Annotated in this window: 12 protein-coding genes; 4 read left to right on the top strand and 8 right to left on the bottom strand. The window is 67.8% G+C overall.

Features of this window, described 5'->3' with window-relative positions; genetic code table 11:
• The 3 genes from ACWPOB_RS28315 to ACWPOB_RS28305 all read right to left on the bottom strand — a co-directional run.
• A partial coding sequence (locus ACWPOB_RS28315; RefSeq protein ID WP_455402848.1) for an LLM class flavin-dependent oxidoreductase occupies window positions 1-217 on the bottom strand: 217 nt, incomplete at its 3' end.
• Window positions 218-310: 93 nt separating this feature from the next.
• Window positions 311-1,921 (bottom strand): flavin-containing monooxygenase, encoded by a 1,611-nt coding sequence (locus ACWPOB_RS28310; RefSeq protein ID WP_455402847.1) that lies wholly within the window; start codon window positions 1,919-1,921, stop codon window positions 311-313.
• 23 nt (window positions 1,922-1,944) lie between these two features.
• Complete coding sequence (locus ACWPOB_RS28305; protein WP_100056950.1) at window positions 1,945-2,892, bottom strand: alpha/beta hydrolase; 948 nt, start codon at window positions 2,890-2,892, stop codon at window positions 1,945-1,947.
• A gap of 222 nt (window positions 2,893-3,114) precedes the next feature.
• On the opposite strand from ACWPOB_RS28305, the gene ACWPOB_RS28300 reads away from it, so the two are divergent.
• Entirely contained in the window at window positions 3,115-4,035 is a 921-nt protein-coding gene (locus tag ACWPOB_RS28300; RefSeq protein WP_100056949.1) for an SMP-30/gluconolactonase/LRE family protein, read from the top strand.
• A 65-nt stretch (window positions 4,036-4,100) separates the two neighbouring features.
• On the opposite strand, the gene ACWPOB_RS28295 is transcribed toward ACWPOB_RS28300, so the two are convergent.
• The 4 genes from ACWPOB_RS28295 to ACWPOB_RS28280 form a co-directional block, all read right to left on the bottom strand.
• On the bottom strand, window positions 4,101-4,538 hold the full coding sequence (locus ACWPOB_RS28295) for a nuclear transport factor 2 family protein (RefSeq protein WP_100056948.1): 438 nt from the start codon (window positions 4,536-4,538) through the stop codon (window positions 4,101-4,103).
• Between the two features lie 26 nt (window positions 4,539-4,564).
• Window positions 4,565-6,019, bottom strand: coding sequence for an aldehyde dehydrogenase (locus ACWPOB_RS28290; RefSeq protein ID WP_455402846.1), 1,455 nt, complete (start codon window positions 6,017-6,019; stop codon window positions 4,565-4,567).
• A gap of 63 nt (window positions 6,020-6,082) precedes the next feature.
• Entirely contained in the window at window positions 6,083-7,273 is a 1,191-nt protein-coding gene (locus ACWPOB_RS28285; RefSeq protein WP_455402845.1) for an NAD(P)/FAD-dependent oxidoreductase, read from the bottom strand.
• 57 nt (window positions 7,274-7,330) lie between these two features.
• Window positions 7,331-8,575 (bottom strand): cytochrome P450, encoded by a 1,245-nt coding sequence (locus ACWPOB_RS28280; protein WP_100056947.1) that lies wholly within the window; start codon window positions 8,573-8,575, stop codon window positions 7,331-7,333.
• Window positions 8,576-8,726: 151 nt separating this feature from the next.
• On the opposite strand from ACWPOB_RS28280, the gene ACWPOB_RS28275 reads away from it, so the two are divergent.
• On the top strand, window positions 8,727-8,924 hold the full coding sequence (locus ACWPOB_RS28275; RefSeq protein WP_003938422.1) for a ferredoxin: 198 nt from the start codon (window positions 8,727-8,729) through the stop codon (window positions 8,922-8,924).
• An 87-nt stretch (window positions 8,925-9,011) separates the two neighbouring features.
• On the opposite strand, the gene ACWPOB_RS28270 is transcribed toward ACWPOB_RS28275, so the two are convergent.
• Window positions 9,012-9,749 (bottom strand): FadR/GntR family transcriptional regulator, encoded by a 738-nt coding sequence (locus ACWPOB_RS28270; protein WP_455402844.1) that lies wholly within the window; start codon window positions 9,747-9,749, stop codon window positions 9,012-9,014.
• 228 nt (window positions 9,750-9,977) lie between these two features.
• Between ACWPOB_RS28270 and ACWPOB_RS28265 the strand changes: the two genes are divergently transcribed.
• Window positions 9,978-10,763, top strand: a complete 786-nt coding sequence (locus tag ACWPOB_RS28265; RefSeq protein WP_100056945.1) for an enoyl-CoA hydratase/isomerase family protein — start codon at window positions 9,978-9,980, stop codon at window positions 10,761-10,763.
• A 188-nt stretch (window positions 10,764-10,951) separates the two neighbouring features.
• Window positions 10,952-11,099, top strand: a 148-nt coding sequence (locus tag ACWPOB_RS28260; RefSeq protein WP_455402849.1) for a GntR family transcriptional regulator, incomplete at its 3' end; no start/stop codon positions are given.

The following is an 11,099-nucleotide window of genomic DNA, read 5'->3' as shown; positions in this document are numbered from 1 at the left end:
TCCCCAACTGCAACCGCGAGGTACGCTCGCCCACCGCGGTCATCCACGCCAACGAGAACGGCGCATGCCCCCCGTTGTGCCGCCACGGCTGGAAATGATCCGACACCGTCGCCGAATCCATCCCGTGCTCCTCCGCCAGCACCGCCAGCTCCACCAGCTCCCGCGGCCCGAACTGCTCCGCCGACGCCTTGTACCCCAACTTCAGACCCTGCGACACCACGAACTCCTCGTCGTCGGAACCTCGGAAACGACGGCAGGACGCGCCGCGGCACGCGGCCGCGAGTGCGCGTCCTGCCGTTGCCGTTTCCCGTTACTTGATGGCGAAACCGCGATAGCCTTCGGCCGCAACGTCGTCGCAGATCTCGCGGTAGGTGTTGAGCCCACCGACGTAGGACATGATCACCCGCGGCTTGCCCGGTACGTTGGCGCCCGTGTACCACGAGTTGCCCTCGGGGTAGAGCGTGCCCTTCGCCAGTTCGTTGTTGAGCTCGGTCCAATCGTGCGTATACGGCTCGAGCGCCTCGAACCGGCGGGCGCCGCGCTGCTCGAGACGTTCGATGCAGTCGGCGGTCCACTCCACGTGCTGCTCGATCGCGCACACCACGTTGGTGAGCACGTTCGGGCTTCCGGGACCGGTGAGCATGAACATGTTTGGGAACCCGTCGACCGCGATTCCGAGGTACGTGACGGGTCCGTCCTGCCACTTCTCCCGCAGCGTCTCGCCGCCGACGCCGGAGATGTCCATCTTCAGCAGCGGACCGGTGATCGCGTCGAACCCCGTGGCGAGGATCACCGCGTCGAGTTCGTGCTCCGTTCCCCCGGCCCGGATGCCCTTCTCCGTGAACTCCTCGAGCGGCGCTTCGCGGAGGGAGACGAGCTCGACGTTCTCCCGATTGAAGGTCTGGAAGTAGTTGGTGTCGAGTGTGATCCGCTTGGCACCGAGCGGATAGGTCCGCGGTGACAGGTGTTCGGCGAGCTCGGGGTCCTGCACCACCGCGCGGATCTTGCTGCGGAAGAACTCGGCGATGGTCTCGTTGGCCTCCCGGTTGGTGAACAGGTCGGGGTAGGCGGCGATGAGGTCGATCGCCCGGTGCCGGTTCCACCGCTCCTCGTAGACCGCCCACCGCTCCTCGGGGGAGTGGTCGAGCGCGCCGACCTCGAGGGTGTCGGTGTACTGGCCCGACGGTGTGGTCTTCGAGGTCGCCTTGAAAGGCTCGATGTTCTCCTTGAACTCCCGCTTCTCGTCCTCGGTGAGGGGACGGTTGCCGCAGTCGAGGCTGAACGCCGGAGTCCGCTGGAACACGGTCAGTTTCTCGGCCTGCTCGGCGACGAGCGGGATCACCTGGACGCCGGACGAACCGGTGCCGATCACCCCGACCCGCTTGCCGGTGAAGTCGACGCCCTCGCGTGGCCAGTCGGCCGTGTGGTACGTCGCACCGCGGAAGTTGTTCAGGCCCGGGAAGTCCGGCGTCTGCGACGTGGACAGGCAGCCGACCGCGGTGACGAAGTACTTGGCGACGGCGACGTCACCGGAGTCGGTGGCGATCGTCCACCGGTCAGTGTGGTCGTCGAACCGGGCCGAGTCGACCCGGGTCCGGAACCGGAAGTGCTTCTTCACGTCGAGCCTGTCGGCGGCGAAGTTCAGGTAGCGCAGGATCTCCGGCTGGGCGGGATAGCGCTCGGTCCACTCCCACTCGTCGATCAGCTCGGGTGAGAAGGTGTAGGCGTATTCCATGCTGATGCAGTCGCATCGAGCGCCGGGATAGCGGTTCCAGAACCAGGTGCCGCCCACACCGTCGGCGGCCTCGAAGGCGCGGACCGTCAGCCCCATCTCCCGCAGCCGGTGCACCATGTAGATGCCGGAGAAGCCGGCACCGACCACGATCGCGTCGAACTCCTCGGCGGTGTTCTCGGTGCTCATGCCGATCTCCGTTCGATCGGGGGTCATCGGGCGATGTCCGCGCCGGCGAGCACGTCCTCGACCGCCTCGACGACGTAGTCCATGCCGTCCTTTGCGCCCGGCAGGATGTTCACGAACTGGAAGAAGCCGTGCATCTGCCCGGTGAACACCTTCTCGCGCACGGGCACTCCGGCCGAGCGGAGCGCCTGCGCATACTTGCGGCCCTCGTCGTGCAGGACGTCGTGCTCGGCGATCAGCACCGCGGCCGGGGCGACACCGTCCAACGATTCGGCGTTGACCGGGGCGGCCTCCCAGCGGGTGCGGTCCTTCGCCTCGGGCACGTACAGGTCCCAGAACCACACCATCGCGTCGCGGGTGAGCATGAGCTCGTTCGCGGGGTCGAGGTAGCTGGGTGTGTCGAAGTCGCAGTCGATGACGGGGTAGGCGAGGAACTGCAGGGCGAGTTCGGGGCCGTTCTCCCGGGCGGCGCGCTGCGCGACCACCGCGGCGAGATTGCCGCCGGCACTGTCACCGCCCACGATCAGCGGGGCGTCCGCGGCCGCGTAGGTGGCGCGGTTCGCCGCGAGCCACTGCACCGCGGTCCACGCGTCGTCGGCGGCGGACGGGAACACGTGCTCGGGAGCGAGCCGGTAGTCGACGAGGGCGACGACGCAGCCGGTGCGCTCGGCGAGCTGACGGCCGAGCGTGTCGTACCCGTCGAGGCTCCCGACCACCCAGCCCCCACCGTGCAGGTAGGCGATGACGCCGCGGGCGTTGTCGGTCGGCACCAGGAGCCGGATCGGCAGCTGGTGACCGTCCGGAGTCGGCACGGTGCGGTTTTCCACCCGGGTCATCTCCGGGCCGTCGCCGTAGAGCGCCGTGAAGCCTTCGCTCATCGCGCGGGCCTCCTGCGGGGCCATCTCGTGCAGGGGCGGACCGCCCGCCTTCGCCATCTCGGCAAGAAACGCGGTGGTGGCCGGATCGAGGGCCATGGCATCTCCTTCGTGTGAGCATGGGTTTCGACAGACGTCGACAACTCCCGATCGGATGCGCAGAGTCGGCGCCCAGCGAGTGATGCACATCACCATAACCATACGCATGATTATTTGCAATACCGGCGCGCTAAGGCCTTTATCTATGCGCATGATTGGTCTAGCTTGGAAGCGAGAGCTCCGGGGGCATCTCCCCGCATCTACTACGGAAGGCCACCGACCATGACTGCCGGAAACCAGGACACCGCGCTGCAGAGCCCCATCGACACCGTCGTCTCCGACCGCGCCTTCCTCGAGTGCCCACGCTGGCACGACGGACGGGTGTGGGTCTCGGATCTCTATCGGCACGAGGTGATCTCGATCGGCGCCGACGGTGCGGTGACCGTCGAGGCCACCCTCCCCGGCGACGAGCCGTCCGGCCTCGGCTGGCTGCCCGACGGCCGCCTGCTGATCACCGCGATGGAGTCCGGGCGGATCATGCGCCGCGAGCACGACGGCGAGATCGTCGTCCACGCCGACCTCTCGTCGGTCGCCACCGGCAAGCTCAACGACATGGTGGTCGCCGAGGACGGCACCGCCTACGTGGGCAGTTTCGGCTTCGAGTTCAAGCGCGACACTCCGATCGCGCCGGCCAACCTGATCCGGGTCGCGCCCGACGGGTCCTTCACCGTCGAGGCCTCGGATCTCCGCTTCCCCAACGGCATGGTGATCACCCCCACCGGCACGCTGATCGTCGCGGAAAGCATGGGCAACAAGCTGACTGCGTTCGACATCGGTCCCGACGGCCGGCTCGGTGGGCAGCGCACCTGGGCCGCGTTCGGGCCGGACCTGCCCACCGACTCCGTCAAGGCCGCGATGAGCGCCGCGGCGGTCGCGCCGGACGGCATCTGCCTCGACAGCGACGGTGCGGTGTGGGTCGCCGACGCCCTCAACCGGCGGGTCATCCGCGTCGAGGAGGGGGGCGCGATCACCGGCGAGGTCGTGTTCCCGACCGGGGTGTTCGCGTGCATGCTCGGCGGCCCGGAGGGCAACACCCTCTACGCCTGCGCTGCGCCGAATTCCTCGGAGGCCGCCCGCCGCCACACGCGCGACGCGAGCCTGCTCGCGACCCGCGTCGGCGCCACCCACGGCGGTCGCCCGTAGGACCGCGGAACGACGGGAAGGGCGGCGATTCGTCGAATCGCCGCCCTTCCCGTCGTTCGGCTCGATCAGTACGGCGCGTATGCCGCCGCCGAGGCCGGCTGGTCCAGCACGCGGTCCACGGTGATGCGCTTGCGTTCGATGAGCAGTGTCCCCTCACGCTCGGCGAACGTGTCGGCGTAGCGCCCGTACAGCCGCTGCGTGCCCTCGGGGCCGGCCACCGTGGCCTCGAAGTACGCGTCGACCCGCACCCGGCCGTCGCCCTCGTCGGACACGCGGACGTTGGTGATCGCGTGGCGGGAGAACTCCGCGCCGGACTCGGCGAAGGCACGGTAGACGCCGAGGAACTCTTCAGGGCCCGCATCCTCCTTGCCGTTCTGGGTGATCGAGACGTCGTCGGTGATCAGCGCGCGCAGGGCGTCGAGGTTGCCCTCGTCCACGGCGGTCGCGTACGCGTACATCACGTCCTCCGCGCGGCGTGCGAGATCGGGGGATACCGCAGTCATATCGGATCCTTCGCTTTCGTCGTGGGTCAGGGAAGCTGGATCAGCTTGGTTTCGAAGAACGCGTCGAAGCCCTCGATGCCGCCCTCGCGGCCGAGACCGGACTGCTTGTAGCCGCCGAAGGGCTGCACGACGCACATCGCGTAGCCGTTGACGGAGATCTGGCCGGTGCGCACCCGTCGCGCGATGCTCTGGGCCAGCTCTTCGTCCTTCGCGTAGACGGAGCCGGAGAGGCCGTAGTCCGAGTCGTTGGCGATGGCGACGGCCTCGTCGATCGAATCGAACGGAATGACCACCAGCACAGGCCCGAAGATCTCCTCCTGCGCGATGCGCATGTCGTTGGAGACGTCCGCGAACAGGGTCGGTTCGACGTACCACCCGCGGTCGAGGTGGGCGGGCTTGCCGCCACCGGTCACCAGACGGGCACCCTCCTTCTTGCCGACCTCGATGTAGTCGAGCACCCGCGTCTGCTGACGCTCGGCGGCCAGGGGGCCGAGGACAGTGTCCTCGTCACGGGGATCACCGACCTTCACGCTCTCCATCACCGCCTTGATCGCCTCGACGACCTCCTCCTGGCGCTCGCGCGGGACGATGATGCGGGTGAGGGCGGCGCAGACCTGCCCCGAGTGACCGATGCCGCCGAACACCATGCCGGGCAGGAAGGTGTCCAGGTCGATGTCGTCGGCGATGATGGCGGCGGACTTGCCGCCCAGCTCGAGGGTGACCCGCTTGATCCGCTCGGCGGCCCGGCTCATGACGACGCGGCCGGCCGCCGTGCTGCCGGTGAAGCTGATCTTGTCGACGTCCGGGTGGCTGACGAGGTAGTCACCCACCTCCCGTCCTGCCGGCACGACGCTGATGACGCCTTCGGGCAGACCGGCGGCGTCGAGCGCCTCGGCCAGCATCATCATCGTGACGGGCCCCTCCGGGGCCGGCTTGAGCACCACCGTGCAGCCCGCGGCGAGTGCTGGCGAGATCTTCAGCGAGCCGGTCGCAACCGGACCGTTCCACGGGACCACGACCGCGACGACCCCGATGGGCTCACGCACTATCTTGCCGTGCCCGCCCTTCCAGGTGCGCTCCTCCTCGAACGCGAAGCGCTCGTGGAACGTGGCCGCGTCGTCCCACATGTCGACGGCGTTCTGGTGGAACAGCGTGGAAACCGCTGCGGGGGCGCCCAGTTCAAGGGTGAAGGCCTCGGCCATCTCGGGGATGCGCTTCTTCACCTCGTTCCCGACGCGCACGAGGATCTCCGCCCGCTCGGCGGGCGTCATCCGCGGCCAGGGGCCTTCGTCGAACGCCTTGCGCGCCGCCGCGACAGCGCGGTCCATGTCTGCCTCGCGCGCCTCGGGCACGGTCGCGATGACCTCGCCGTTGATCGGGGAGATCACCTCGATCACCGCGTCGCTGGACGGCTCGACCCACGATCCGCCGATGAGCAGCTTGTCGTAGCTCTTCAACTGGATGGGAGTGGCTGTGGTCATGCTGTGTTCCTCCACTCGACCGCGGACTCTCGCCACGGCGACTCGCTGGATGGGATGGGAGTACTACTTCGCTGCCGGGGCCGGTGCCTGCAGGGGCGCCGACAGATCCCGGATCGCGTCCGGATCCACGACGACACGGCGGTCGATCGCCATGCGGGCCTGCACCATGTGGCGGGGGGAATCGACGCTCAGGTGCGCCGTGAGCTGCCCGGCGGCATCGAACCAGGCCGCACCCCATTTGCCGTCCGCACCCTCGCGGAACACCATATCGTCGGATTCGCTTCTGTGTCCGACGAATTGGATTTTGTGTCCGAACTGGTCGCTCCAGAAGTACGGGACCGGGTCGAAGACGGGCGGCGACTGCGGTCGCAGGAGCGTGCCGGCGACCGTCGCCGGCCCGGTGCGCGCCTCGTCCCAGTGTTCACCACCGAGTCGCGTCCCGAACCGGGGCGACCAGCGCATCGCGACGTCTCCGACGGCGAACACCGCCGGGTCGGAGGTGCGCAGCGACTCGTCGACGACGACCCCTCGATCGATCTCGAGTCCCGACCCGGTCAGCCAGCCCACCTCGGGCCGCACTCCGATACCGGTGACGACGACGTCCGCCGGCAGTGCGGTGCCGTCGTCCAGTGTCAGTCCGTCGGTCGTGACCTCGCCGACGCCGGTGCCGCAGCGCAGATCGACTCCGTCCCACCACGATCGCAGCCGCTCGGCAACCTGCGCGCCCAGCGGACCCGCGAGCGGCCGGGAGCCGGCTTCCACGCAGGTGACCGAGCAGCCGAGAGACAGTGCGGTCGTGGCAATCTCGGCATTGATCCAGCCGGCACCGACGAGAACGACGCGGGCTCCCGGGCGCAGCTCGGCGCGGAGATGCTCGGCGTCCGCGGCGGTGCGGAGCACGAGTTGCCGGCCCGCCCCGGGCAGCGTGACCGGGGCCGCCCCGGTCGCGACGACCAGCGCGTCGTAGGAATGCTCGCCGGCATCGGTGTGCACCGTTCGGGCTGCGGTGTCGAGCGCCCGGGCCCGGACACCGAGGCGCAGTTCGACGCCGAGCGCCGCGTAGTCGACGTCGAACGTGGTGTCCTGCGACTCGAGGAGTGCGGACTTGCTCAGCGGCGGGCGGTCGTACGGCGGGGTGGGCTCGGAACAGATCAGCTCGAGCTCGCCGTCGAAACCTTCGGCGCGCAACGCCTCACACGTGCGGAGCCCGGCGAGGCCGCCTCCGACGACGACGATTCTTCGGCCGTTGAACACGGCGTTCCCCTGTCCTGTCGATGAATCGGATGGTGCGGTGGGTGCGCTCGGTACAACTCAGTACAAGGTGTAGTCCGACAGCATGCGCGGGCCCGGCGTGTAGGTGGCCGGGATCCGCTGCCAGCCCATGTTGGTGCCCTGATGCGGGTACCGCTCGAGCGCGGAGAAGTCCACCTCGTAGTCGGGCATCCGCTCGAGAATCTGCGTGATGAGCGTCTTGGACATGTAGCGTCCGAGATGCGATCCGGCGCAACGGTGTACGCCGATCCCGAATGCGGTGTGCCGGTTCGGCCACCGTTCGATGTCGATCTCGTCCGGGTTCTCGAAGAGCTTCTCGTCGCGATTGGCCGACGACCATGACAGCAGCACCCGATCGCCCTTCTTCATGGGGCAGCCCTGGAACTCGGTGTCCTTGGTGACGGTCCGGGCGAGCGCCTGGGTGGGCGAGAAGTACCGCAGGAACTCCTCGACGGCGTGGTCCATCAGGCTCGGATCGTCGATCAGCCGCTGCCGCACGGCCGGGTGCTCCGCGAGCCACACCAGCGCCTGGCTCACCAGGGACGCGGTGGTACCGACACCGCCGGCAAGCAGCAGATCGACGATCGAGTACATCTCGAAGTCGTTGAGCGGACGACCGTCGACCTCCTGCTGCACGAGGTAGCTGATGATGTCGTCGGTGGGGTTCTCGCGACGGGCCCGGATGGTCTCGCGCATGCGGTCGCCCAGGTAGGGGAAGTCGACCTCCATCGCGTGGCGGTAGTCGTCACTTCCCGGAATGCCGGCGAGCGCCTGGTGGTGCGCATGGGAATAGCGCTTCCAGTCGGCGAGGTCGAGGCCGAGCCAGTCCACCGTCACGATGGAGGGAACCGAGATGACCGAGGTGAGGTCGCACTGCCCGTCCTCGATCACGCTGTCGATGAATCCGGCGGTGTGACGGTCGACGAGCGCCTTCATCCGCTCGACGGCCGCGGGCGCGGTGATCGGGTTGACGATCTTGCGGTACTTGCGGAACTCCGGGGGATCGAGCTCGATGGGGATGTGGAAGTGCATCGGTGTCTTCGGGATGACGACCGAAAGGCCCTCTCCCCCATATTCGTTGCGCGCGGACGAGAACGTCTCGTCGTCGCGGGCGGCTTCGAAGACCGAGTCGTAGTCGCTGAGCACCCAGTACCCGCCGTGCGCCTCCGTCCAGGCGACTCGCTCGTTCTGGCGGACCTTGCGGTACGAGGCGACCGGATCGGCAGAGTGCTCCTGCGAATTGTGGTCGAAGTTGATGACGGGGCAACGATTGCGGCTGTCCATCGCGTGGACCCTCCTGCGTCGGATCGGGCATCTCCTGCTAATGGTTATAACAGATGATATAGTAGTGTAGATCACACCGCCAGCCCGGCTATCAAATCAAATGTTCAACGAGCTGGCATCCTCGATATCCGGATGACGGAAGGAGCGACCGATGAAGGTTGTTGTCGACGAGAACCACTGCCAGGGCCATGGGCTGTGCTTCATGACCTCCCCGCAGGTCTTCGCGCTGCGCGAGGAGGACGGCCACGCGTACGTCCTGCCCGGGGGCGACGACCCGGCCAACGAGCACGCCGCACGCGAGGCCGCCGCGTCCTGCCCCGAGCGTGCGATCTCCGTCGTCACCGAGTGACGACGCCCTCCGAGCGGCCGGCACACGACGGAGGAAGGGGCCCCGGGTTCGACCCGGGGCCCCTTCCTCCGTGTGCGGCCGTGCGCCTCAGCCCAGGGCGCGGTCCCACTGGATGACCTGTTCGAGCAGGTCGGGGTACTTGCGCTGCGCGTACCTCCGGTAGGCGTTGATGTGGTCGCGCATGCGTTCCTCGGATCCGATCGGGTCCCCCTGCGAGAGCGACTCGTAGATCTGGGTGTGCGCGACGATGATCGCCTCGCGCCGGTGCGGTGGGTAGTCGATCCCGATCGCCGTGCCGTCCATGATTCCGAGCAGCGAATCGACCATGTACCCGAACAGCGGATTACCCGAAGACCAGGCGATCAGATCGTGGAAGCTCTTGTTCGCCTCGAGGAACTCGTGCTGATCGCCGAGCGAGCCGTGCATCCGGTCGATGGTCTCCTTGAGCTCGACCAGCGTCTCCCCGCCGATGCGCTGGGCAGCCAGGCGGCTGATCATCGGCTCGAGGGCGGAACGCGCCTCGATGATGACGCTGAACGGCGCGTCCTTGAGCTGCATGAGAAGAATGAGCGAACTCGCGAGGTGGGACGCATCGGGATCCAGTATCACCGGCCCGCCCCGGGGGCCGGGTTTGAGGGCGATCACACCCTGGAACTCCAGCAGCCGCAGGGCTTCCCGCAGCGTGCCGCGGCCGATCTCGTACTTCTCGAGCATGACCCGCTCCGACGGGAGCAGATCGCCCGCCGCCAGGTTCTGCCTGGTCGCGTCCCTGATGATGTGCTGCGCCACCACCATGGCAGCTTTCGGCGCCCGTCCTGTGATCATTGCGCCTTCTCCTCCCGAGAGCACCTGCCGGTTCGGGAACACTGTCCGGATCGGACACTCCCCCACTTCCCGATGGCCCCAAATAATGCTAACGATTATAACGTACAGTTCGTGTCTTGGACCCCTACCGGGGAAGAGACACTCCCGGAGCCGGCCCCGCCTCTCTCGTACCCGGCCTCTCTCGTACCCAGCCGAGCCGAACCGCGAACCTCGACCGAAGGAGTTCCCATGAGCAGCCCCATCTCCACCACCACGAGCGTCGTTCTCGAATCCGTCGACTCCAGCCTGTGGATCCGGCTCAACCGGCCCGAGCGCCGCAACGCCTTCGACGCCGAGATGTGCGCTGTCATGGTCGACGCGCTCCACGAGGCCACCGAGTACCGCTCGGTGGTCATCACCGGATCGGGGGGAAGCTTCTGCGCCGGCGGCTCGCTCGGCCAGCTCAGCCAGCCCACCGTCAAGGAATTGCGCGGTCTCTACCGTTCGTCGCTCGAACTCTTCGACGCGATCCGCACCTGCCCCCGCCCGGTCGTCGCGGCCGTCAACGGTGCCGCGGCAGGTGGCGGCAACGAGCTGGTGGTGGCCTGCGATCTCGCCGTTGCCGCCCGTTCGGCGACATTCGGTCAGACGGGCCCCCGCGTCGGCAGCTCTCCGGTCAGCGGCGCCACGAACGTGATGGGGGTCCAGATCGGCGAGAAGCGCGCCAAGGAACTGTCGCTGCTGTGCCGGCGCTACCCGGCGGAGCGCGCCTACGAGATGGGACTGGTGAACGAGGTGGTCGACGACGAGCTTCTCGAGGAATCCGTCCGCTCGCTGTGCCGCGAGTTCGAGGCCCTGAGCCCGCGCTACCTCGAGATCACCAAGGTCAGCTCGAACATCTGGTGGAACTCGGCCCGGGACTCGTTCAGCAACGGGCTCGGCATGCTCGTCCAGGCGATCGGCAGCGCCGACATGATCGAGGGTGCGCAGGCCTTCCTGGAAAAGCGTAAGCCGCAGTTCCCGCCCGCCGAATAGGCACACGTTCGATAATGGTGCACATCAATGTGCACAATCGCGTGCACAATGAGTACAGTGCACAGTTCGGATCGTCCGGGGAAGTTGCCCGCCCGATCCGCCGACACGGCGAGCACCCGCTGCGCCGTGACAGCCTCCGCTTCCCGGAAGTCAGGAGGCCAGGAGGCTAAGGAGGTTCCGTGGCTGCAATGTCGAGAGGCCCGAAGACATCGCTGGTGGTCGCCCAGCAGATCGTCCGGGATACGGCGCGAAAAGGTCTGCAGCCCGGGGACCTGCTGCCCCCGGAGAAGGCGATGCTCGAGGAGTACCAGATCGGCCGCGGCACCCTCCGTGAGG

This window comes from Rhodococcus sp. 2H158 (assembly GCF_053764755.1).
The sequence above is the reverse complement of the archived record's forward strand: the minus strand, read 5'-3'. Positions and strand labels throughout refer to the sequence as shown.